This window comes from Spiroplasma gladiatoris (assembly GCF_004379335.1).
GTDB classification, from domain to species: Bacteria; Bacillota_I; Bacilli_A; order Mycoplasmatales; family Mycoplasmataceae; genus Spiroplasma_A; species Spiroplasma_A gladiatoris.
Genome location: NZ_CP038013.1, coordinates 611385 through 637275, shown reverse-complemented (window position 1 = coordinate 637275; position 25891 = coordinate 611385). Strand labels below are relative to the sequence as shown.

The window sequence follows — 25891 nt, the reverse complement described above, 5'->3', positions numbered from 1 at the left end:
TTTATTAAAAATTATTTATAATAACTTTTAAAGGAGATTTATAATGAAAAAATATGAAAAAATATTATTTAGTTATAAAATGGTATTTATCATTCTTTCATTTTTAAGTATTTATGGATATTGAATCTGAAGATTAATTGATAAAGCTGATTTAAACAATAAATATCATGGAAGCATTGAATTATTAACAATAGAACATTTTACAACTTTTACTTTACTTTCAAATGTATTTTGTCAAGTGTGATTTATAATTGCTGCAATTCAATACAAAAGAGAAGGACTAACAAAAGCAACAAGCTATACAACTGCAAGTACTTTATTAACTTGTATAACTGTTACAATGTTAGTTTATAATGCAGTTTTAATTCCAATTTCAGGGTTTCCAACAGGAGTTATTCCTCAGCTTTCGAATATTTATAACCACGTATTTATGCCAATTGGATTTATAGTTTATGTATTATTCTTAATGCCTAGAAAAAAAGAAGTTGAATTAAATCAATTCTTTTTAAAAAAATTTTATATTCAATTTTTAATTATTTTTATATATTGTATATTTGCATTAATCAGAGGAGAATTAAGATATCAATCTGAAAATAATGGAATTTACAAATATTATGAGATGGTTAATGGAGAATTAAAAGAGAAAAACTTTTTCTATCCTTATTTCTTTTTAAATGTTCATGATAAAAAAGGAGTGGGTGGAATTCCTGGTATAGCAATTTTCTTTATGACTTTTGTTGGAATTCTTGGTCTAATGATTGGTTTAAGTTATTTATACAACTTTTCTAGCAATCTTATTATTCAAAAAAACTATTATAAAAATTTAAATCGCTAATTTTAAAACAATTTATTTTTAATAATAAATTGTTTTTTTATTTAGTAGTTATATTTAATCTATTAAAATGTTAAAATTATTTTATTAAGGGAGTGAGAATGTGGATATAAAAAATATGTTAAAATCAATCTACAAATTACTTTCAGAATCTGAATGTGATCAAATTGAGTTTTATGAACCTCAAGAAGGAATTTTTAGAGCAAAAAATGAAACAAGAATTATTAATGATGTTTATAAAATAAGTTATATTAATAATAATTACAAAACTATAAACTTTTTTATTGTGTTTAATAAAAATGAGTTTTTATATAAAGTAGATAATAAAAAAACAAAATCATGAGAAATTGATGTTACAAATAAAGACTCAAGAGAAATAGAAGATTTAATTGATTTTTATTCAACTAAAGAAAGTAATATGGGTCTTACTATGATGAAAAATTCTATGCAATCAAATCCAATTCGATTCATAGATTCTTTAGATGAAAATGAAATTAATATTTATGTAGAGATTTTAAAATATGAAAATCTTGTTGAACAATCAACAACAATAGCAGATTATATGTATTTCAATAATTTTAAAAAGTTCTTATCTGAATTCTTGCCGTTATTTTTATAAAGGAGTTAAAAAAATATGTATGAAGAAAAAAGTTGCATCCTATGCAAAGAAGCCATAGATCCAAGAGAAGCATGGGTAGTTATAAAAATTAATTGATTTTTACCAAGAAAAACAATTAAAGAAGTTGTTTATTCACAACTAAAATGTTTAGCAAAAGATATCCAATCAAATAATTTTAAAATGAGTCATCCACTTTTTGAAATAAGTATTAATGCTAAAACGAAATGAAAAGGTGAGTTTGAAACCTCTCTAGTAATAAATTATAACCAACCAATTCATTTAGATAATCAAAACATTAGAGAAATGTCTGTTGAAGAATTAAGAGAAATCAATTTATTTAATCAAAAAATTGAAATTATATTTTTTTTAGGTTTTGTAAAAATGAAAAACTTTAAAGACTGATTTAGATATATTATGTACTTTATTATGCCAATAATGAATAAAATGCTTAAATTAAAAGAAGATAAAGTGGATATGAATATAAAACTTCAAAAGCTAAATAAATACTTTGATTTTGTAAATATTTTTGCAAATATTTATGGACTTAAAACGATTAAATATAGTTATAAAATTATTGAAAGAGCAAAAGATAAAGAATTTCAAAGATGTTATACAAATATTTTGTTAAATCATTTTAATTATAATTCACTTGCATTTGATATGATTTATCAACAAATTACTAACGAAGTTAGTTTAAAATATAAAAATATTGTTGTTCCATATTTAGAAGCAAGAAATAACAAAAGAATAAAACCATCAAGAATTAGAGCTTATGAAATGGAAATTTAATAAGTTTTAATTTTTTTTTTGAAATTTTTTTCCAAAAATAAGTGTAAAATAATTTTAGATTAGAGGAGAAATTGTATGAATATAATATGTATTGGTGAAGCATTAATGGATGTTTTTAAAGATGGTGACAAAGAAAGTGCAAAAATTGGTGGAGCACCACTTAATGCAGCTGTTGCAATTAAATATAATTCTAATAATACTGTTTATTTTGGTTCAAATGTCGGAGATGATAAGAACTCATTAATAATTAAAGATTTTTTAACTCAACAAGATATTAAAGCTGATTTTGTAACAACTATCAATGATACAAATCTTTCAACAGCTGTTGTTAGTTTAGAACCAAGTGGAGAAAGAAATTTTAAGTTTGATATTAAAATGGATATGAGAAATAAAGTTAATGTTGATATTAGTAAAATTGATTTAGCTCATTTTGGTTCAGCATTTGGAATGTTAAACGATTGCTATCCAAATTATATTGATATTATGAAAGAATTATTTTTAGCAAATAAAACTGTTGTTTTTGATCCAAATTATCGTGATGATTTATGATCGAGTGAAGAAGAATTTGCTAAAAAAACTTTTGAAGTTATTGAGTATGCTTCAATTGTTAAACTTAGTGAAGAAGAGTTTTTAATATTAAACAAATATAAAAGAAACTTTTTTATGGATTATAAACAACAATACATTTTAATGACTAAGGGAGAAAACGGTGTTGAATTTTATCATGATGGTAGAGGAGACAATTTCTCTGTAATAAAATCAACTAACGTTGTTGATACAACTGGTGCTGGAGATGCGTTTATTGGTGCTCTAATCAGTCAATTGCCAAAAAATTATGTTTATGAAGATATGGGAAAAGCAATTGAATTTGCAAATAAGTTTGCAAAAAAAGTAGTTGAAGGCAAAGGAGCATTATGCTATTTATAAAATTCATTTTATAAATAGTTTTTTTATTAAGTAGTTATTATTAAAAAATGAGAAGAAATTTATGAATATTTATTAGAAATTATAAGATTAAAAACATTTGATAAAAATGGATTTTTACCAAGCGAAAACTCTTTAAAAACTAAATTTAAAGTTTTAATTCAATCTGTTAGAAAAGCATTTTATAAATTAATTGAAAACAAATTAGTTGAAGCTTATCAAGGTAAAGGTTATAAAATACTTCAAAATGAATATAATGTTTTATTCTCATTTTCAAATTTATATCTTGATGCTAAAAGTTGCTAAATCTATAAAGGTAAATTTAAAGTTGATACAAATTTAAGAGATTTAACAAAGTTTTATTATGAAGACTATGTTCATATAATTTATGTAAAAAGATATATAAAAGAAAAACTCTTTATTATTCAAGTGTCATACATAAGTGATTCTTTATTAAAAAACTCTATTGATGAAAAAACCTTAAATCAAGAAGGCTTATTAAAATATCTTGTTCATAACTTAAAAACAACAATTGGTTTTTCTTTAAAAAAAATTATTGCGATATCTAAAAAAATCTTTGACAAGATTTAGCATTAGAACTTGAAAATAATAATTTAGTTTTAGACAAAGGAATGTTGTTCAGTGTTAATCAACAATTAATTGAATATCGTGAAAGTTATTACAATTATGATAACTTTGAATGAAGTTTTATTGAGTATTATAAATAAATGTTAAATTTTTAAAAAAATCTTTCGATTTATTAATAGGGAGGACTTATGACAAATAATCAGTTTAATTGTAAATATAAACTTTATGAAACGTATTTAAGTGATACAGAAATTAATAAATTAATTAATCAAAAAAAGAAACATTTTTCTAACTTTATGATTAAAGAATTTCCAGAAGTTTTAATAAAATGTGATAAACAAAAAGATTGATTTTGCTTAAGTGAAAAATTTTTAAAAAATAATAAAAAAGATTTTCTATTATCTATTTCATTACTTGAAAGAATTGGGATGTTAATCACAGAATATGAAGAAGAAATTGAAGCGATTAAGAATCGAAAATTTTTAATAAAATTTAACACTAAAAATAAGAAATTTAACTAATATAGTTTATAATTTAACTAGTTCACAAAAGTGAATTAGATTCTTATTTGACAAATATGATTACCTTATGCCACTAGTAGAAGCAATTCTACTTTTTATTTACATTAATCAAAAATAATATTTAAAATATTATTAATAGCGAGGATAAATTATGGAGCAAATAAGAAATTTAATAATTGATGATGAAGATTTAAATGACTTTAATGATTACAAAAAAATAAGAGGTTTAAAAACTTATCTGTATATTTCAAACATACTATCTATTTTAACTAAAAATTCAATAATTAATTATAAACAAGTTAGAGCTATTATAATTTATGACAAGAGAATAAAAAATATATTATATCGATTCTTTGCAAATATTGAAGATCATTTAAAAGCAATCATTTTTGATAACTATATAATCAAAAATAATAAATATATTGAAAGTGATGATATAGATGATTTTAGTGTGTTTGAAAAATTTAATATTATTAAAAAAAATGAAAACAAAGACGGCTGATCACAATTATTATTTTGCATTATGTCTAATAATATTTTAAGGAAAGATAAAATAAATGACTTACATATATTAAAAGATTTTAGAAATAAAGTTATGCATTTTAACTTTATATTGTTAGAATCACTTAAAAATGGACAATACAATTTTGATTGATTAGACCATAACCTAAAATTATTTTTAAATTATTTACCTAAAAAATATCATAAAAGTTTTATAAATAAAATTAATAATGCAAAAATTGGATTAAATATTCAAACAGAATTTATCTTAGATAATTTGTAAAAAAACTTAAAAAAGTCTTGCCTTAGTCTTAGGTCAATGTTTTAAAATAACATTATTAAGATGAAAGGAAATAAAATATGAAAAAAAGAATGTTAGCAAATCAACTTGAAGTTTCAGAAATAGGACTTGGTGTAATGGGGTTTAGTTTATCTTTTCCACCATTTCCAAAAAAAGAAGAAGCGATTGAATTTTTAAAAGAAGCTAAAAATAAAGGGATAAACTTTTTTGATACAGCAGAAATATATGGTCCATTTAAAAATGAAGAAATAGTTGGTGAAGCATTTAAAGATTGTCGCAGCGAAGTTATAATTGCAACAAAGTTTGGTTTTAAATACAAAAATAATGAGGTTGTAGGACTAGATTCTTCTAGGGAAAATATTTTAAGAGCAGTAGAAGGAAGTTTAAAAAGGTTACAAACAAATTATATTGATTTACTTTATCAACACCGTGTTGATCCAAATGTTCCAATTGAAGAAGTTGCAATGGTTATGAAAGAACTAAAAGAACAAGGAAAAATTAGATACTGAGGGCTAAGTGAAGCTAGTGCTTCAACAATAAGAAGAGCTCATAAAATTTTCCCACTAACTGCAGTTCAAAGTGAATACTCTATGTTTTGAAGAGAACCTGAAGAAAAAATTTTACCAGTTTTAGAAGAATTAAATATTGGATTTGTACCGTTTTCTCCACTAGGAAAAGGATTTTTAACAGGAACAATTAAACCAGATCAAATTTTTGGTGAAGGTGATTTTAGAAATACAATACCAAGATTTAATAATCCTGAATATTTAAAAGCTAATATGAAGTTAGTAGATTATGTAAAAACTATTGCTAAACAAAAAAACACTTCTCCAGCTTCAATTGCTCTTGCTTGATTGTTGCATCAAAAAGACTTTATAGTTCCAATTCCTGGAACAAGAAAGTTAGATCGTTTAGATGAAAATTTAAGTGCTAGTGATATTAAATTTAGTGATTCTGAACTTAAAGAAATCAAAAAACATTTAGATCAAATTGAAATTGTTGGTCACCGTTATAGTGAAATACATGAAAAAGCAATAGATAAAGATTAAAAAAATCAGTTTAACAAAACTGATTTTTTTAATTTGAAATTATGAATATTTTTTTCATAGTTTTAAAAATATATTTTAAAATAAATGATTATAATATTTATGAATAATAGAAAGGTAATAAGAAATGTATATCTATAAATCAAATAGTTTTAATCCTAAATATAATTTAGCAACAGAAGAATATCTAACTACAAGTGATAAGTTTGTTGGTCCAATTTTATTTTTATGACAAAACGACAATACTATTGTTGTTGGAAGAAATCAAAATGCAGCTTCAGAAATAAACTTACAAGCAGCAGAAAAAGATAATGTTAATGTTATTAGAAGAAATACTGGAGGAGGAACAGTATTTCAAGATTTAGGAAATATGAATTTTAGTATTATTTATACTGATAAAGAAAATAAAGGGGTTTCAATGTTTGCTAACATGTTAGAACCTGTGATTAGTACTTTGAATAGAATGGGTGTAAATGCACAATTTTCAGGTAGAAATGATATTGCTTTAAATGGAAAAAAAATTTCAGGAAACGCAATGTGAAAATATAAAGATCGTTTTTTACAACATGGAACAATTTTATTCAATGCTAATTTAGACAAATTAGCAAAATATTTAACAGTTGATCGTGCAAAAATTCTTTCAAAAAATATAGCTTCAATCACAGCAAGAGTTACAAATATTAACTCAGAAGTTGAAAATAAAATTGAAATTAAAGATTTTTGAAACGAATTAATTAAAACTTATGAAAAACAACAAGAAGTTCAAAATTTAAAACTTGATCAAGATGATTTAAAATCAATAGAGCAATTATTTGAAAAAAAATATCAAGATCCAAATTGAACTTTTACAAAAAATGCAAACTTTGATTATGTGAATAAAACTAGACTTGAAGGAAAAGGTAGTTTTGAAATTTATATGAATGTTAAAGATAATTTAATCAAAGATTTAAAAATTTATGGGGACTTTTTAGGTTATGCAGGAACAAACATATTAGAGCAAAAACTAATTGGTGTCCCCTATAAAGCAAGTTCTATTAAAGAAATTATTGAATCAGTTGATTACAAAGATATTTTTGGAAGTAATTTTGAAGTTCAAGATATCTTAGATTTATTAATTGAATAGGAGGAAATATCGTGAAAACAATATATTTAAATAAATTTGATCCATTAAAAAATGAAAGATTGGAAATAATGGATAAAAATGGAAAAATCATTAATGAAAAATTAATGCCAAAATTAAAAGATGAAGAAGTTATTGAAGCTTATAAAATAATGAATTTATCAAGAAGACAAGATGAGTTTCAAAATAAAGTTCAAAGACAAGGAAGATTATTATCTTTTTTATCTTCAACTGGTCAAGAAGCAACAGAAGTGGGATATGCATATGCAATGACAAAAGGAAAAGATTGATTAGTTCCTGGTTATAGAAATAATGCAGCATGATTGACAACTGGAATGCCTATGAGAAATATCATGTTATATTGAATGGGAAATGAGTACGGAGCAAAATCTCCTGAAGGAATTAATTTATTACCCCCAAATATTATTATTGGTTCTCAATATTCACATGCAGCAGGAATTGCGTTTGGAGAAAAATACAAAAAAACTAATGGAGTTGTTTTAACAACAACTGGTGATGGAGGAATGAGCGAAGGAGAAACTTATGAAGCAATGAACTTTGCTAAGTTACATGAATTACCTGTTATATTTATTTGTGAAAATAATAAATGAGCAATTTCAACTCCTTATGCTAAATCAACAAAAGCTTTAAATATTGCTGTAAAAGGGATTGCTTCAGGAATGCCTTCAATTAAAGTTGATGGAAATGATTTTTTTGCTGTTTATGGAGTTGCAAAAGAAGCAATTGAATTTGCAAGAAGTGGTAATGGACCTGTGTTTATTGAGTTTGATACATATAGGCTAGGAGCTCACTCTTCTTCTGATAATCCAAAAATTTATCGCCCTGAAGATGAGTTTCAAGAAGCTTTAACAAAAGATCCTTTAATTAGATTAAAAAACTATTTAATTGAAAAAGGAATTTGAGATGAAAAAAAACAAGCTGAGTTAGACAAAACTCAAGATGAATTTATTAATGGAGAGTTTAATTATGCTGAAAAAAATAAAGATTATCCATTAGAAGATGTGTTTAATTTTATTTATGAAACAAAAACTCCTGAGTTAGAAAAACAATATAATGAAGCAAAAGCGTTTTTTGAAAAACACCCAGAAGCTAAAGGAGGTCATCACTAATGCCAAAAGTTTTAAATAATGTAAAAGCTGTTTCTGAAGCACTTGATGTTGCTATGGAAAAATGAAATGAAGTTATAGTTTATGGAGAAGATGCTGGATATGAAGGTGGAGTTTTTCGTGCCACTGAAGGATTACAAGCAAAATATGGTGAGGAACGTTGTTTTGATGCGCCGATTAGCGAGGCTTTATTTGCTGGTTTAGGAATTGGAATGGCGATTAACGGGTTAAAACCAGTTGTTGAATTACAATTTGAAGGTTTAGGATGAGCTTCATTACAAAATATTTTAGGTCATCTTGGAAGAATGAGAAATAGAACTAGAGGAAAATATCCTTGTCCTGCAGTAATTAGAATGCCAATGGGTGGAGGGATAAGAGCATTAGAATCTCACTCAGAAGCTATGGAAGCAATTTATGCACATACTCCAGGAGTAAAAGTTGTTTGTCCTTCAACTCCTTATGATACAAAAGGATTAATTTTAGCAGCAATTGAATCACCAGATCCAGTTATTGTTTTTGAACCAACAAAACTTTATCGTGCATTTAAACAAGAAATTCCTGATGGTTTTTATACTATTCCAATTGGAGAAGCTTTTAAAATTCAAGATGGAAATGATTTAACTGTTGTAACTTATGGTGCACAAACTGTTGATTGTCAAAAAGCAATTGAAGAGTTTGAACAAAAAAATCCTGATGTAACAATTGAATTAATTGATTTAAGAAGCATTAAACCTTGAGATAAAAATATGATTTGTGAATCTGTTAAAAAAACTGGAAGACTTTTAGTTGTTCATGAAGCAATAAAATCATTTTCAGTATCTGCAGAAATTATTGCAACAGTTAATGAAGAATGCTTCGAATACTTAAAAGCACCACTTTCAAGATGTACAGGTTATGATATTGTTATTCCTTTTGACTCTGGTGAAGGATATCACCAACCTAATCCAACAAGAATATATGCAAAAATTGAAGAAGTATTAAATTTCAAATTTTAAAATAGAGGAGAATTAAATATGTTTAAAGTAAAATTTGCAGATATTGGAGAAGGATTAACAGAAGGAAGTGTAACTGAAATCTTTGTAAAAGTTGGAGATAAAGTAAAAAGTGGAGATTCACTTTTTAATGTTGAAACTGACAAAGTTAACTCAGATATTTACGCACAAGTTGATGGAATAATAAATAAAATTTTTATAAAAGAAGGTCAAGAAATAAAAGTTGGAGATGTAGTAATTGAAATTAATGATGGAAGTGCTTCAAGTGAAGTTTCTTCACAAAAAGAAGAACCAACTAAAGCAATTGTTGAAGAAAATAAAAAAGTAGAAGTTGTTAGTCAAAGTAGCAATGTTGAAAGTTCAAACATTGAAGCAGAAAATATACAAAGTTATGATAATAAATTAATTAAAGCAACACCATTAGCAAGAAAAATGGCAGCTGATTTAAAAATCAATTTAGCAAATGTAGTACCAACAGGTCCAAATCAAAGAATCTTAGCAATTGATATACAAAATTATCAAGCTAATCCAACCAGTTTAAATGCAGTTTCAAATATTCAACCAACAAAACAAGTTACAAAACAAGTTGTTGATTTTTCTAATCCATTGATTCAAGTTCCTGAGTTTAATGAACCATTATCATTTAATTCAACACCAATGAATCCAATTAGAAAAGCAACAGTTAAAGCAATGGATGTTGCTCATACTAAAGCAGCAGGATTTACTGGTTTAAAAAATGTAGATATAACAGAACTTGTTAATTTAAGAAATCAATTAAAAGGTTTTGCAGAAACTCAAAAAGTTAAATTAACTTATTTAGCATTTATCATAAAAGCAACTGCATTATCATTAAAAGATATGCCAAACTTAAACGTAAGAATTGATGAAGAAAATAAAGCGATCAAATTTGCAAATCAAATAAATATCGGAATGGCTTGTGATACTCCAGATGGATTAATGGTACCTGTTATTAAAAGTGCAGATAAATTAAGTGTTTTACAAATAGCTGTAAAAATAAACGATCTTGCTACTAAAGCTAGAAATAAAAAATTAGCAATGAGTGAAATGAGTGGAGGAACTTTTACTGTGACTAACTTTGGATCAGTTGGTTTAGATTATGCAACTCCAATTGTTAACTACCCAGAATCTGCAATCTTAGGAATTGGAACAATCACAAAAGCTCCTGGTGTAATTAATGATCAAATTGAAATTAGAGATTTTATGCCATTTTCATTAACAGCAGATCATAAAGTAATTGATGGTGCTGATGCTGGAAGATTTTTACAAAGAGTAGTTTATTATCTACAAAACCCAGCAATATTATTAGTTTAGAGGAGAATTGAATATGTTTAAAGTAAAATTTGCAGATATTGGAGAAGGATTAACAGAAGGAAGTGTAACTGAGGTTTTTGTTAAAATTGGAGATAAAGTGAAAAGTGGAGATGCACTTTTTAATGTTGAAACAGATAAAGTTAACTCAGATATTTATGCACAAGTTGATGGAATAATTTCAAATATCCTAATTAAAAATGGTCAAGAAATTAAAGTTGGAGATGTAGTAATTGAAATTGATGATGGTAGTGCTTCAAGTGAAGTTTCTCTAAAAAAAGAAGAACCTGCAGAAGAAAACGCTTCAGTAGTTGGAGCAACTCCTGTTTCAAATGATTTATTAAAAAGAGGTCGTTTAAGAAATGTAGCACCAAAAGTTGAAGTTATTGAAAAAGTAACTCAAATATTAGATCAACCAAGTCATCCAGGTATAGTACAAGGTAATGCAAAAAATCTTAAACCAGCTCCTAAATTTAAATCAAGTAATCTTGAAAATCATTTTGATGTTATTATGATTGGTGCTGGAGTAGGAGGATATGTTGGTGCAATTAAGTGTGCTAGATTAGGATTAAAAACCTTAATTGTTGAAAAAGCTAAATATGGTGGAGTATGTTTAAATATTGGATGTATTCCTACAAAAACTTTGTTAAAATCAGCAGATCTTTATGAACAAATTATTAAGGCTGAAAAGTACGGAATTAAAGTGGATACAAAAAATGTAAAAGCTGATTGAAAATTAATTCAAGAAAGAAAAAATGATGTTGTTTCAAAATTAACATCTGGAGTAAAAGGTTTATTGAAAAAAAATAAAATTAGTGTTGTTGAAGGTGAAGCAGTTGCAATTGACAAAAACACAATCGAAGTTAACAATACAAAATATACATGTGATAATTTAATAATTGCAACAGGTAGTGTTCCGAATTCTATGAATTTGCCAGGTGCAAAAGAAGCTGTTGAAAGTGGTTTTTTAATTGACTCAACAGGAGCGTTAGCTTTACCAAAAATTCCAAAAAAATTAGTAATAATTGGTGGGGGAGTAATAGGGGTTGAATTTGCTTGCGTATATAAAAGATTAGGTACACAAGTGACAATTTTACAATTTTTACCAACTATTTTAGAAATGCTAGATAGTGATGTTACAAAAGAAATGACAAAAGAATTAATTAATCGTGGGAATCTTGAAATAATTACAGGAGCTTCAACTAAAGAGTTTAAAAACAACTCAGTAGTTTATGAAAAAGATGGACAAACTTTTACTATAGAAGCAGACTATTGTTTGCAATCTGTTGGAAGAAAAACAGTTACAACTGGTTTTGATAATATTGGTTTAGAAAAAAATGAAAGAAATCATATTATTACAAATGAATATTGTGAAACAAATATTGATGGAGTTTATGCAATTGGTGATGTTACAGGAAAAATGATGTTAGCACATGTTGCTTCTTATCAAGGACTTATTGCTGCTAATCGAATTGCAAGAAGATTAAATAACAACGAAGCTGAAGATTTAATAATGGATTATAATCGTGTGCCTAGTTGTATTTATACACACCCAGAAGTTGCAATGATTGGAAAAACAGAAGATCAACTTAAAAAAGAAGGTGTTGAATATAAAGCTTTTAAATTTCCGTTTGCTGCAATCGGAAAAGCATTAGCTGATGGAAATACTACAGGTTTTGTAAAATTAATTTGTGAACCTAAATATAAACAAATAATTGGAGCTCATATTATTTCAAATACAGCAACCGATATGATTTCTGAAATCACAACTTTAATTCAAGCAGAAGGAACAATTTCAGAATTAGCAAAAGCAATTCATCCACACCCGACTTTAAGTGAAGCTGTTTGAGAAGCAGCTGAAGCTTTAGAAACTGGAAAACCAATTAATTTTTAAAACGCTCATACACTAAATTATTAAATCTATGTCTTAATTGTGATATAATTAAGACATTAAAAAGGAGTTAAATTATGAGTGAAAAGATATATCAAATTAGTTCTGAACAAATCGGTGTAGTATCATTTTCAGAACCATGGTTTTTAGCACACGTTGAAGTTGAAGGCGCTCAACCATTTCAAGTTTTTTATCCATCACTAGATGAAGGAATTAGAAAATTTGCTCCTATATTTGAAGAAAATGTTATTAAAGTTTGAAAAGCCATGGGTGAAGAAGGCGAACAAAAAATTAGAGATTTAAAAGAATATATAATTAATGAATGATATGATCCTGGTGTTGAAACTATGCGTAGAGCTATGTTTGAAACTTATGGGTATCCTGAGTTTAGAGATAAAACAGGAAAAGAATTAATTGAAGATGGATATGATTTTTTAGCAATAACTATCGGTCATATTTGTATTCGTTTTAATAAATTAAATTTTTATTTTAAAGACCTACACATTTCTACAAGAATTGTTGATAAATTTTTAGCTGTTGATTTTTGAACAAAAGCTAAGAAAGATGCTTTAGAAGAATTAACAAATACTGTATTAGATTAAATTACTATTAATAGTAATTTTTTTTTATTTAATAAAAGAAAATAAATAGTTTATGTTTTAATAATAATAGAATGCCTTGGAGGATTTATGGACAAAAACTTAGCCATTGAAATGAAAAACATTTCTATGATCTTTAATAAAACAATTATTGCAAATAACAATATCAATCTAAAAGTTAAAAAAGGTGAAATACATGCAATAATTGGTGAAAATGGTGCAGGTAAATCGACATTAATGTCGATTTTATTTGGATTATATAGACCTACTTCTGGTGAAATATTTGTTAATGGTAAAACACAAATTATTACAAATCCTGTTAAAGCAAATAATTTAGGAATTGGAATGGTACATCAACATTTTAAGTTAATAGATATTTATCCTTTTTGAAAAAATATTTCATTAGGAAATGAACAAACTTACTTTAATTTATTTATTAATAAACAAAAAACAATAAAAAAAATAACTAAGATTATGAATAGATATAATTTAATTATTGATTTAAATAAAAAACCTTCAAACTCAAGTGTGGCCTCTCAACAAAAATCTGAAATTTTAAAAGCTTTGTATCGTGAGTCTGATATTTTAATATTTGATGAACCAACAGCTGTATTAGCTCCACAAGAAATTGATGGATTCTTAGAAGTTTTAAAAAACTTAAAACAAAATGGAAAAACAATCATTTTTATTACTCATAAAATGGCAGAGATAAAAAAAGTAGCAGATTCTGCAACAGTTTTAAGAAATGGTGAAGTTGTTGGTGAGTTTGATGTTAAATCAACTAGTATCGATCAATTCGCAAAAGCTATGGTTGGAAGAGAAGTTAATTATGTACAAAACCAATATAAAAAGATAAGTAAAGACATAGTTTTAAAAATTGAAAACTTAACAGTTATGAATCAAAATAATCATAAAGTTGAAGCTTTGAAAAATTTTTCTCTTGAAATTTCAAGAGGTGAAATTGTTGCTATTTCTGGTATTGAAGGAAATGGTCAAGTTGAGTTGGTAAATTCAATAACTGGTCTTACAAAAATAAAAAAAGGAAATATTTATGTAAATCAAGAATTGATTAATAAAAGCTCTGTTTCAAAAAGATATCATAAACATAAAATAAGTCATATTCCTGAAGATCGACATAAATATGGATTAGTTTTAAATAATAATTTAATTGATAATATGGTTTTACAAGATATTTCTACAAAAAAGTTTAGTAAATATGGATTTATTAATTTTAATGCCGTTCAAGAGTATGGGCAAAGTATTATGGAAAAATATGATGTAAGAAATTCACAATCTGGTTTTGCGATTGCAAGGCAATTATCTGGAGGTAATCAACAAAAAGCAATTATTGGAAGAGAATTAGAACGAGAAAGTGATTTGATAATTATTTTTCAACCAACTCGTGGATTAGATATTGGTTCAATTGAATTTATCCATTCTGAAATCCTAAAAGCAAAAGAAAAACAAAAAGCAATTTTATTAGTATCGTATGAATTATCAGAAATTTTAGCATTAGCTGATCGAGTAGTTGTTTTAAATTCAGGAAATACAATCGGTCAATTAATTGGAGAAGAAATATCAATTGATAAAATTGGTGTAATGATGATGGGAGAAGTAAATGAAAAAGTTTAATACTAAGTTATGAGTTGGAAAACAAAAAATTATTAACTCATTAAGTTCGCAAAAAACTAAAAATAAATTAAGTGTTGCTAAGGCTTCGATTTACTCAATTTTGTTTGGACTTATTATTGGAATAATAATTATTTTTGCAAATGGAGCAAATGGTTTTGCATTTATATTTTCTTCTATTAATTATTCTTTAAAAAATACATCACAAACTTTTTTACCAACCACAATAAATTATTTTTCTACATATGCTTTAATGGGGATTGGATTGGCGTTAGGATTTAAAATTGGTTTGTTCAATATGGGAGGAACCGGTCAAGCTGTTATAGGAATGATTTTAAGTGTTCTTGCAATCGGAAATAAAGCAACAAGTAGTGGAATATCGTTTAAAGATGTTGATAATATTTTTGTAATAAATGTATTTTTGATATTTATTTTCTCTGGTATTGCTGTATCACTTATTTCTGGAATATTAAAAGTTACTTTTAATATTCACGAAGTTGTAACAACAGTTATGTTAAATTGAATTGTATGAATTTTTGCAAATTGAATATTTGACAGAGTTGATTGACAATGAAGTGTAAATCACTCTACTGAAAAATTAAATACTAATTGAGTTTCGATTGGTGGAAACACTTGACTGCTAGGTTTTATACTAACATTAGTTTCAGTGGCACTAGTTTATATTTTAATTAATTTGACAACTTATGGATATAAATTTAGAGTCGCAGGTTCTCAACCAACTGCTGCTAAATATGCTGGAATAAACATTAAGTTTTATATAATTTTAACAACTGCACTTCAAGGCTTATTTATAAGTATGGGTGGTTTTATATACTATATGACTATCCAATTGAGTATCACAACAGGAAAAATTTCAGAACTTCCAACAATCGGGTTTGACGCAATACCAATTGCCCTTGTAGCTTTTAGTAATGTTTTTGGAATCTTGCCAGTGGCATTTTTATGAGCGATGCTTAAAAATGGTTCGGGAATTGCAAAATCAATAGAATTCTCATTATTATCAAAAGATGTTTCAATGCTTGTGTTTGGTGCGATAACTTATGGAGCTGGAGTATCTGCCTTATTTTTCAAACTCAAAATCTATGAATATATTTATAGAAACTATTTTATTTTTTATAATTATAATTTGAAACAAAAATGATCAAATTGTATTTCAAAAATATGGTCTTTAAGAAAAGAAAAAATAAATATTAAAAAAAATAAAGCGTTACTAGAAATAAAAAATAAAATTAAAAATTTAAAGAATCAAAAGGATATAAAAAAAGATTATCATTTAACAAAACAAGAAATAAAAAATAATTTATCATATCATATTAGAGAAGAAAAAAATAATTTTAAAATTATTTTTGATGATGAAATAAATAATTTTAAAAAATATTCAATTCAAGGATTTAAAAATAAAAATAAAAAAGTTTTGAATAATAAGAGATTAGAATTATTTAATAATTATGTTTCTTCAATTAATAAACTTAATATTAAAGTTAATGATATTAAAAAATATTCTGAATTAGATAATTGAAAAAAAGAAATAAAAAATTTAAAAGTAGATTTTGAAAAAAATAATTTTGAATTGTACAAAAAATATTTAGAAGAAAAAATTATTTTCAAAATTAACTACAAAAATAATTTAACAAACTTAAAACAAGAAATAAATATATTAAAAAAAGAATTTAAAAATTTGAAAAAAAATACAAGTGATAAAAAAGATAAAGTAGAATACAGGGTGGAGTTTTTTAACAAAAGAAAAGAGGTGGCAAAAAAATATGTCAACTAATTTAATATTAGAAACTATATCAATTTATTTTGTCATTTTCTCATTGGCATCTTTAGCAGGATTAATTTCAGAACGCTCTGGAATTATTAATGTTGGTATTGATGGAATGATGGTGATTGGAGCATTATCTTATGCTATTGTTGGAAGTAAGTTATATAAAATCAATAGCACAACAGCTTTACAAATTATTCCTATAATTTTTGCAATGATTGTTGCAAGTATATTTGCATTATTTCATGCTTTTGCATCAATAAAATTAAAAGCAGACCAAATTGTTTCTGGAACAGCTATAAATTTATTTGCACAAGGTATTGCTTTGTTTTTAACAACAACTAGAGGTTGAACAGAATCTAATGGAACACTAATAACATCAAATTATTCAATAATATCATTTTTTAATTCGCAAAACATTTTTACTTTTTATTTATTAATAACAATATTAATCACCTTAATTTCAGGACTTTATTTTTCTTTTACAAGAACTGGATCAAGACATATCGCATCAGGAGAAAACCCTAATGCAGTTAGTGCTGCTGGAATTAATGTTATTAAATATCGCTGTGTAGCTGTATTAGTAAGTGGTATGGTAGCTGGATTAGCAGGAGCTTGTTTTGTAATTATAAAAAATAATGGGAATTTCTTTGGGACAGTAAATGGTTTTGGTTTTATTGCGTTAGCTATTATGATAGTTGGACAATGAAAAATTAGATTTACGGTTACTGCATCATTTATATTTGCATTATTCTTTACAATTGGTGAAAGAATCTTTTATATTTCAAACAACCAATGAATAAAAAATAATAGTAGTTTATTTAATATATTACCTTTCTTTTTATCATTAATTACTATGATGTCTATATCGAAATTTTCAAAACCTCCAAAAAGTATCGGAGAAGTTTATGATCAAGCAAAAAGATAAAATATATTTATCTTTTTTTTTCTTATTTTTGTGTTTAAATAATAATGTAAGATATAAAAAAAGGAGGAATCAATTTAATTAATTAATTAGTTGATTTCTTTTTATGTTATTTTACAAAAAAAATAATAGGAGAAAAAATTTATGAAAAAACTTTTAACTGGACTAATGAGTATTTCTATTGGAGTTAGTAGCGCAACAAGTGCTGTAGCTTGTGGTGGTAAAAAACAATTTAATGATGTTTATTTAGTAACAGATGCAGGAAGAATAAACGATAAGTCATTTAATGAAAGTGGGAAAACTGCTGGAGATATTTTTATCAAAGATATATTAAAGGTAAATGCTAATGATGAATATTCAGGAATCGGATTCAACGAACCAGAGGATATTTCAAAAATAATTGATGGTTATGAAACTGCTAAAGCAGCAGGTGCAAAAGTTGCAATATTACCAGGATTTCATCATGATGGAGATAATATTAAAAAAGCATCAGAGATTTTAGGGAATGATGCTACTGAAATTGTAATAGATGTTAAAAATACACAAAAAATACCAACAGCAATCGGTTTAATGTATAAAGCAGATATGTCAGGATTTTATGCTGGAATTTCTTCAATTTATCAATCAATTAAAGATAAAAACTATAAAGATAATAAGGTTAAATTAGCAACATTTGGTGGACAATCAAATTACTTCGCAGTTGAATTATTTATGGTTGGATTTTTATCTGCAATTCAAGTATTTAATGAGCTTAAAACAACTGATGAATTAGCAAGTGTTTTTAAAGATTTAGATTATAAAAACATAGAAGCTTCAAAAATTGATGCTCAAAAAACAACACCAATTGATGGAAATGATAAAAATTGATATTCTACATCATTCAATTCTGGAGAAGGTAAAAACATATCTGAAGTAATAGTTAATCAAGAACCAAATGTTGTTATGGCAGTTGCTGGACCTCAAACAGCTGATTTACTAGGAGTTATTAAAGCAAAAAATAAACAAGATAGTATTAAAGTTGTTGGAGTTGATACTAACCAAGCAGAAGCATACGCATCTGATTATTCAAATTCATTCATTACATCAGCTGAAAAAAATATTAAAGATAGTACAGTTATTGCTTTGGGAAGTTCAAAAGCTTATCACGATAATGAAACTGTTAAAGCAAATATAGTTAATTATTATAAAGATAAAAACTTACATATGACTTTTGATGAAGATGATATGGATATTAAAGAATCGTTAGGAAAAGATTTATCTGGAAAAACTCTATGAACTGAAGGAGATCTTTCTTTTGGTGGAAATAATAGTTTATCTAAAGAATCAGCAGATTTAATTAAAAGTAAATTTACTGTTGATATTTTAAAAGATGCTTCAACTAATTTCTTTAGTAAAGCAAGTACTTATAAAGCAAGCGATTTATTAAGCGCTATTAAAGAGTATGCTGACTTAGTTTTAAATAAATTCGAAAAATAAAAAAAAATTTTAAAAAGAGTAAAAAAAAGAAAAATTTTTACTCTTTTTTTATTATAGAATATTAAAGTAATGTAAAAAAATAGTAATTTTTAAAATTAAAGGGGAATTAAAATGAAATTATCATTTAAAAATTTATTATTAACACTATCAATAGTTTTTTCAAGTTTATTTATTACTTCTATTCTTTACAAAGAAAATAATTTTGATAATGAGGGTTTTTATACAAATCAAAATAATTTAAATAATACAAATAAAGCCACAACTACTTATAATTATAAAGATCTAATATTGGATGATTATAATAGCTATGTTGGTCAAAATATATTAAGTAAACAAATGTTTTACGGAAGAATTTTAAAATATTACATTGCAAATAATGTAACTGGTGAAAAAGCCATTAATGATGTAGAATCAATAGTTGATACTTTTAATGGAACTACTAGTTATTCAAAAGCTTTATTTATGCAAAACTTAATAGCTTCAACAATCAACATTAGTGCTTATGGAGCAAGTAGTGATAATGAATTTTTTGCAGAATCATTTGCAAAATGATTATTAACTCCTGATGATATTAAAAATAGTAGTTGAGCAATTATAAATAATTTTTATACTACAGTGTTACCAGAGCTTATTAGAAATTCTTATTCTATAGATTCAATACCCGGAACTGAGTCTAAAAAATTAATAGAAGCTGCAAAAAATACTGTAAGTAAATACTCAAAATTAAATGAATATGATTTATCTAAAAGTAAAAAAGATTCTAATCCCATTAATTTAAATTATAATAGTAATACAAGCATTGGTTGATCTGACAAGATTTATTCTGTTAATGCAATTCAAGGAATAATAAATAGATCAGGAATTAATTATGCAAATACAGATGGTCTAATAAATGTTTTATCTGGTTGAATGAATGATTCATGGACAAAAGCAGGTGAAGAATCTATAAATAAATTTAATAATTTTAACTCTAATCATTTTAGTAGTTTTAGTGAATTAGATGAAAAATTAAAAGATTTTTCATTAGATATTAACGGTGTCGCTCAAGTATCTCCTGAATATTTATTCACTTCATTAGCTAGTTATTATAAAAACGATACTCCACAAGGAGAAGATAATTTAAGCGAGTGAACAGAGCAAAATTCTATTGAAATAAGACAAGTGTTTTTAAACTTGTATAATTATTTATACTCAATAATTAACGATGGGATTAGTTCTAACAAAAACGAAGAAAAAGTTTTAAATGTTATGACAGGTTTGGTTATTTCTCCAGATGAAACTCTAGTAGATGGGGATTCTGGAACATTGGGCTATACTGCAACATCAGGATATGGAAAAGCAAATAATACAGCAACAACTGGTGATTCATATATTGTTATTAGATCAGATTCTTTATTGTTAAAAGAATATCATAGTCAATATAAAAAAGGTTGATTCAGTACTCCTGAAAAATTTAATGTTATTGTTCATGAAATGGGACATGCTTTAGAAGCATATGGAGGAAAAGACGAAAACTTTAGAGCTAGTTCAGAAATTAGCAAAACTAGAACTTATTCTAGCTTATATAAAGGAACTTATTTGGGTGGTAAAAACCCTAAAAAAGCAAACGAAGAAAGTACAAATAATTTTTTAAAAATTATTGGGATTGTATTTGGTGTAATGGCAATAGTAATAATTTTTGTTTCAGTTATTACTGTGCTATCAGTTAGAAAAAAACCTAAAAAAATTTAATATATATCAATCCAAAAGTTAGAAGGGGTTAATCGAAATGAGTTTTTTGATAAAATTATTTATAACTTTTGGATTTTTTTTATCTAATTCTTTAAGTTTATCTAATAAAAATATTTATGAAATAAATAATGTTAATACTAACGATAATTATAAATTTAATGAATTTTTAACTAATGATAAAATTATTTCAAAAAATGATAGTAATACTCAAATAACATCTAAATTAATGTTTTATGGTAGGGTACTCAAATATTTTTATACTAAAAATGTTGTTGGGATTAATGAAAATATTTATACAAACTTGACAAAGCACTTAACATATAACCAAAGTATTGTTTATAATCAAAATAATAATTTTATAGATAAAAAAGCAGAATTGAGTTTTTATAAAGCATTATTTTTACAAAACTTAATAGGTTCAACTATCAATTTAAGTGAGTATGGATCTAAAAATGATAGAGAATTTTTTGCTGAAGCTTTTGCTAAATGATTACTCACACCAGATGAATATAAAAATAAAAGCTGAGAATTAACTAATTATTTTTTTATAAATTTTTTACCTAATCTTATAAATTCTGGACAAACAAACTTAAATAATTTAAATATTAAATTAGACAATTTATTTTTAAAAAACCAAAGTATACCAAAGTATAATTTAAATGCAAAAATTAATAATCAAAATAAGTTAAATTTAAATTATCAAGATGAAAATATTGGTTGACTTTCAAAAATTAATAACAATAGTTATACTGAAGGATGTATAAGTAATTTTTTAGAACAATCAAGTATGTTAGTTTTTGATAATAATAAAATAAATATTTTCGAGTTTTATAAAAATAATTTGAGTAATTGAATGAATGACACTTATACAAAAGCAAGCGAAATTAGTATTAAAAGTTTCTATGAATTTAGCACTAATCATTATCAAAATTTTTTTGAATTAAATCAAAATTTAATAACAGCTTCTAAAAATAAGAATAACTTCAGTCAAGTTAATTTTGAAAATATCTTTGATTTAATTGATAAAAATTATACTAATGTTTTTAATGCGTATAATTGAAAAAAACAATATACATTAGAACTAAAACAAGCTGTTTTAATGATATACAATTATTTATTTTCTCTTATTTATAATTCTAAATGAGTTGAAAACATTTTAAGTAGTTTTATAATTTCTAGTGATTCTAAATTAAAAAATTCTTCTAAATCAGTTTTGGGATATACAGGAACAGAATTATATATTGACGATCAAAAGTTTTCGATAAAGTCTTCTTATATAGTTTTAAAATTAAATAGTTTTATAGAAATTAAAGAATCCAACAATTATCAAACTCAATGATTTTCATCTCCAAGTTGATACAGTGTTTTAATTCATGAATATGGACATGCACTTGATGGTTTTGGAGGAAGAATTAATGAATTTAGAGAAATGAATGATGCTATTAATAAAAAATACGATTATTATTATGAAGGTAATAAAATTGGTTATGATTTTGACTATAATAATTTTTTAAATATATTCTTATGATTCTTTTTTTATAGCTTAACACTAGTTCTTATTGTAGTTGTTACAGGGTTAAACATTAAATATAACTTGTTAAAAAAGAAATTAAATTTAATACAAAAATAAATCAGATTATTCTGATTTATTTTTGTAATCTTCATTTGCTTTTCAATCATCATCATGATTGAATTTTTTTTCTTTATCAACATTAGTTTTGTTTAATTGCTTTTCTTGGTTAATATTTTTTATTGTTTTTTTGTTAACTTCTTCACTCATATCTCCATTTAAAATCTTTTCAATATTTCCTATGCAGATAAACATTGATCTTGTAATTTGTCTTGTTTTTTTAAACTTATATATATCAAAATAAAAATAAATATAAAACATTATTAAAACTAAGAATGCACATATTTTAATAACAAAAAATTTATCAAAAGAAACATTTAAAGAAAAAAGTAATGACATTCCAGCCATAAACACTGTACCTATGTAATAAAATACATTTAAAATCATATCAATTGAAGTAAAACAAATTAAGATAACGGATTTAGTTTTTTCATCAAATTTATTAATTAATAAACATAATACAAAAAAGCAACCTGTAAATATTAATTTCATTACAGCAGCAAACAAATTAAATAATAAATAACCACTTTTATCGGTTAATAAGTTAATAATGATCAAAATTATATGATAAGTCATTTGTAAAAGAGCTAATATTATTACATTGTAATAGCATCTAAACTTTATACCAACTTTATTTAAAACTCATTTATTTTGTTGCATAATTCATCCTTTCTTATAAATGTAATTATATAATAATTTGAATAGATTAACACTATTAAGTTAAGTCAATAGACCCTAACATTTTTTTGTATTTTTTGATATAATTAGATTAATTTTAAAAAGGAGAAAAATCATGCTTTTAAAAAAAATAATTGTAGAAAACTTCATTACTCCTGGTACTCAAATCTTTGAATTTGATGAAGAACAAAATTTAATTGGTGGAGAATTTTATAATTTAAGTCAATTAACAATAATTAATGAGTTATTGAACGGGGATTGAAAAAGATCAACAGCTAGTTTTGAAAAATATTATCCTAAATTTGCTAGAAAAGTAAAAAATATGGATTTAAAAATTGATGTTTTAGTGATTTTTAATGAAGAAGAGTTAGAACATTTAAATCGTTTTGCAATTAAAATGGTTGGAAGAGAGCAAAAATCAACAGCATGATTTTATTCAATTCATTGTCATTATCCTTTTATTTTTCCGATTTTAACTTTAACTCCTGCTGAATTTCCTACAAACGATACTACTTTTGCACTAGGAAATCATTATGAAAAGTTTTGAAAATCAAATTTATCAAAAAGAGATATTTTAACAGTTGGTGGATTAAATGCTGTTGGAATGTTTAGAGAAAAATACTTTGAATATCGTCAAATGATGGTTAGAGCAAGTGAACTACAAACTCATAAACGATATCTAGATGTTATTAAATCAACTTTTAGATATGATGAAGAGTTTTTAAGAAAAGTTGGAGATATTATCTATCAAATCGAAGATGGAGATATTATTCAATATGGCGATCAACATGACTTCTTTTTTAGAAATGAAAAATTTAAAGAGTTTTTAGATAATGTGCCATTGTTTAGAGAAAATAAATTAGTACAATATGACTTTTCAGAACTATTATTTGAATTTTATTTAAAAGATTTACAATGATCATATTCAATTAAAACTTCAGTTGATACATATGAAATTAAAAAAATAATTTTTGAAAAAAATTGTGCAAGACCAATAACTGCACCAGACTTTATTTCTCGCTTTAATTTTGATTTTAAGGTTTCTAAAAATATGGCTACAAAAAACTTTCAAAAGAAATTTATAGATGATGAATCAGATCCAATAATTTTTGTAGAATTAGAACAGCCACACAACATGTTTAATGATAAATCTAAGTTTCTAAATCTAGATGATATAGATGATGAAAAAGAAATGAAAAACTTAAAAGTTCTAAAACCATCAATTAAACAAGATAAAGCAATATTATTAGAAGAAAAAAATGATAAAATCAGAGTTGCTCAAAAACGTGAATTAGAAGCAAAAGAATTAAAAAGAAAACTGAGAAGAGAAAAAGCAATTTTATTAAAAGAACAAAGACAACAAATGAAACAACAAACTCAAAAAAGTAAAAAACAGTTGAGTAAAAGTAAGATTAATAAAAGCAAAATGCCTAACTTATCTAAAAATCAAGCCAAAGTGAAAAAAAGTCCTACTAGATTTAAATAGTAGTTCTTTTTATTTAAAATTAAATCAATTGTATATATAATTTTTTAAGAGGTAATTATGGAAAAAAATAAAAAAGAAGAAGATATTGAACTTATTGAGAGTGTTGATAAAAAAGCTTTAATTAATGAGATAAAAAATAATAAGATAAAAAATGAAGAGGCTAAAAAGTTTGTTGAAGCAATTTTTGAAAACTATTTTTTAGATAACGACAATATAAATTTTTTGCAATTAAATGGGTATAATTTTTTTGCTTTTGATGATGATCAAGAATGTTTTTGTTTAAGTTCTTTAACTTATAAAAAATGTTGTAAAGCAAAATTATTAAATATTAAAGATAAAAGTTATAAAACTTATGAACAAGTCATTGTTAAATCAGATGAATATGAAAACTATTTGTTAAGAATGCAAAATTATTTTAAAACTAATTATGATAAATTATCTAAATTAGAAAAGTGTAACTACCCACAATGTAACAATTTATCACAAGAAAACAGATTATATGAAATTAATTTTGATAAAAAAAATTATTTAACAACAAATAATTTAAATCCATTTGATAATAATTTTAAAATAGGGGAAAACTTTTTTAAAAAAGTGACGAATAAAAATTTTAGTTTTTATGGTTTATGTTTACAACATTATAATGAAATAAGATTAATTACTGTAGATGAACAAACAAGTGATGATCAAATTATAAAAATACATTTTTTACCATTACTACAAAAACTTTTTATTTCAAAAGTTCAATTAGAATGTTTGAAAGAAGAATTTAGAAATTTTTATAATTCAATAGAAGATGAAGGTTATAAAGCTTTATTCATTTATCGAATAAAAAAAATATCAAACTTAACTAGTTCTTTACTTAATTATTTAAAAAAATATAAAGAAAATTTATTAAATAATAAATCTTTAAAAGTAATTAAATTTAAATTAAATATTAATAAAAATATTAAAGTATATGACTTATTATACCCACAAGTTTGTCCTGAAGATTTTAGTTTAGTTAATTCTGTTAATAACATTTTTGTTAAAGAAAATGTTGCTTCAATAAATATAGCAAATTTTAATAATACAAGTTTAACAACAATAATTTATGACAGTGAGAATGAAAGACTAAAAAAATTCTTTTATCAATACTTAAAAATACTTGATAATAAAAATAAATCAATAGAAACATTTATTTCCAATTGTTCGTTAATACTAACAGATAATATTTTATTAAACAATGATTTATTTTATAAACTCGATGAGCAAACTATAAATTTATTCTCTGCTTTAAATAAATTTAGATTTGAAAATCCTAACATGGGTCAAGAATATTTAAAAATGAAATTCTTTGCAGGATTTAATAAGGGAAATAATTTCTTTTAA

General features: G+C 24.6%; 23 protein-coding genes. 22 read left to right on the top strand and 1 reads right to left on the bottom strand.

Annotation, left to right across the window (positions count from 1 at the left end):
* Positions 1–43: 43 nt before the first annotated feature.
* The 20 genes from SGLAD_RS02935 (at position 44) to SGLAD_RS02840 (ending at position 22356) form a co-directional block, all read left to right on the top strand.
* A complete protein-coding gene (locus SGLAD_RS02935) occupies positions 44–835 on the top strand; it encodes a Pr6Pr family membrane protein (RefSeq protein WP_134297552.1) in 792 nt (263 codons plus the stop codon).
* Between the two features lie 100 nt (positions 836–935).
* The gene (locus SGLAD_RS02930) at positions 936–1451 is read left to right on the top strand and encodes a hypothetical protein (protein WP_134297551.1); all 516 of its coding nucleotides are present in this window, start codon (positions 936–938) and stop codon (positions 1449–1451) included.
* Positions 1452–1466: 15 nt separating this feature from the next.
* A complete protein-coding gene (locus tag SGLAD_RS02925) occupies positions 1467–2240 on the top strand; it encodes a hypothetical protein (protein WP_134297550.1) in 774 nt (257 codons plus the stop codon).
* A 75-nt stretch (positions 2241–2315) separates the two neighbouring features.
* A complete protein-coding gene (locus tag SGLAD_RS02920) occupies positions 2316–3167 on the top strand; it encodes a PfkB family carbohydrate kinase (RefSeq protein ID WP_134297549.1) in 852 nt (283 codons plus the stop codon).
* A gap of 36 nt (positions 3168–3203) precedes the next feature.
* Positions 3204–3470, top strand: coding sequence for a GntR family transcriptional regulator (locus SGLAD_RS05545; protein ID WP_134298408.1), 267 nt, complete (start codon positions 3204–3206; stop codon positions 3468–3470).
* Between the two features lie 470 nt (positions 3471–3940).
* Positions 3941–4273 carry a hypothetical protein gene (locus SGLAD_RS02910; RefSeq protein WP_134297548.1) on the top strand — a complete coding sequence of 111 codons (333 nt, stop codon included), beginning with the start codon at positions 3941–3943 and terminating at the stop codon, positions 4271–4273.
* A 151-nt stretch (positions 4274–4424) separates the two neighbouring features.
* Positions 4425–5057: a hypothetical protein gene (locus SGLAD_RS02905; RefSeq protein WP_134297547.1), complete on the top strand. Its 633-nt coding sequence runs from the start codon at positions 4425–4427 to the stop codon at positions 5055–5057.
* 77 nt (positions 5058–5134) lie between these two features.
* The gene (locus SGLAD_RS02900) at positions 5135–6124 is read left to right on the top strand and encodes an aldo/keto reductase (RefSeq protein WP_134297546.1); all 990 of its coding nucleotides are present in this window, start codon (positions 5135–5137) and stop codon (positions 6122–6124) included.
* A gap of 124 nt (positions 6125–6248) precedes the next feature.
* Positions 6249–7244: a lipoate--protein ligase gene (lplA, locus tag SGLAD_RS02895; protein ID WP_134297545.1), complete on the top strand. Its 996-nt coding sequence runs from the start codon at positions 6249–6251 to the stop codon at positions 7242–7244.
* Between the two features lie 68 nt (positions 7245–7312).
* Entirely contained in the window at positions 7313–8371 is a 1059-nt protein-coding gene (gene pdhA, locus SGLAD_RS02890) for a pyruvate dehydrogenase (acetyl-transferring) E1 component subunit alpha (protein WP_134298406.1), read from the top strand.
* Positions 8371–9363, top strand: coding sequence for an alpha-ketoacid dehydrogenase subunit beta (locus SGLAD_RS02885; protein WP_134297544.1), 993 nt, complete (start codon positions 8371–8373; stop codon positions 9361–9363). Before pdhA ends, SGLAD_RS02885 begins: the two co-directional genes overlap by 1 nt.
* 18 nt (positions 9364–9381) lie before the next feature.
* Positions 9382–10692, top strand: coding sequence for a dihydrolipoamide acetyltransferase family protein (locus SGLAD_RS02880; RefSeq protein WP_134297543.1), 1311 nt, complete (start codon positions 9382–9384; stop codon positions 10690–10692).
* Between the two features lie 13 nt (positions 10693–10705).
* Positions 10706–12583 (top strand): dihydrolipoyl dehydrogenase, encoded by a 1878-nt coding sequence (gene lpdA / locus SGLAD_RS02875; RefSeq protein WP_134297542.1) that lies wholly within the window; start codon positions 10706–10708, stop codon positions 12581–12583.
* Between the two features lie 74 nt (positions 12584–12657).
* Positions 12658–13182 carry a hypothetical protein gene (locus tag SGLAD_RS02870; RefSeq protein WP_134297541.1) on the top strand — a complete coding sequence of 175 codons (525 nt, stop codon included), beginning with the start codon at positions 12658–12660 and terminating at the stop codon, positions 13180–13182.
* Between the two features lie 87 nt (positions 13183–13269).
* Entirely contained in the window at positions 13270–14811 is a 1542-nt protein-coding gene (locus SGLAD_RS02865; RefSeq protein WP_134297540.1) for an ABC transporter ATP-binding protein, read from the top strand.
* On the top strand, positions 14798–16603 hold the full coding sequence (locus SGLAD_RS02860; RefSeq protein ID WP_134297539.1) for an ABC transporter permease: 1806 nt from the start codon (positions 14798–14800) through the stop codon (positions 16601–16603). Before SGLAD_RS02865 ends, SGLAD_RS02860 begins: the two co-directional genes overlap by 14 nt.
* Positions 16593–17522: an ABC transporter permease gene (locus SGLAD_RS02855; protein WP_134297538.1), complete on the top strand. Its 930-nt coding sequence runs from the start codon at positions 16593–16595 to the stop codon at positions 17520–17522. Before SGLAD_RS02860 ends, SGLAD_RS02855 begins: the two co-directional genes overlap by 11 nt.
* 141 nt (positions 17523–17663) lie before the next feature.
* Complete coding sequence (locus tag SGLAD_RS02850; protein WP_134297537.1) at positions 17664–18995, top strand: hypothetical protein; 1332 nt, start codon at positions 17664–17666, stop codon at positions 18993–18995.
* A gap of 111 nt (positions 18996–19106) precedes the next feature.
* Positions 19107–20726: a hypothetical protein gene (locus tag SGLAD_RS02845; RefSeq protein WP_134297536.1), complete on the top strand. Its 1620-nt coding sequence runs from the start codon at positions 19107–19109 to the stop codon at positions 20724–20726.
* A 37-nt stretch (positions 20727–20763) separates the two neighbouring features.
* A complete protein-coding gene (locus SGLAD_RS02840) occupies positions 20764–22356 on the top strand; it encodes a hypothetical protein (protein ID WP_134297535.1) in 1593 nt (530 codons plus the stop codon).
* A 6-nt stretch (positions 22357–22362) separates the two neighbouring features.
* Here the strand turns inward: SGLAD_RS02840 and SGLAD_RS02835 are convergent, their stop codons facing one another.
* Entirely contained in the window at positions 22363–23016 is a 654-nt protein-coding gene (locus SGLAD_RS02835) for a hypothetical protein (RefSeq protein ID WP_134297534.1), read from the bottom strand.
* A 133-nt stretch (positions 23017–23149) separates the two neighbouring features.
* On the opposite strand from SGLAD_RS02835, the gene SGLAD_RS02830 reads away from it, so the two are divergent.
* Complete coding sequence (locus SGLAD_RS02830) at positions 23150–24520, top strand: hypothetical protein (RefSeq protein ID WP_134297533.1); 1371 nt, start codon at positions 23150–23152, stop codon at positions 24518–24520.
* 57 nt (positions 24521–24577) lie between these two features.
* Positions 24578–25891, top strand: a complete 1314-nt coding sequence (locus SGLAD_RS02825; RefSeq protein WP_134297532.1) for a hypothetical protein — start codon at positions 24578–24580, stop codon at positions 25889–25891.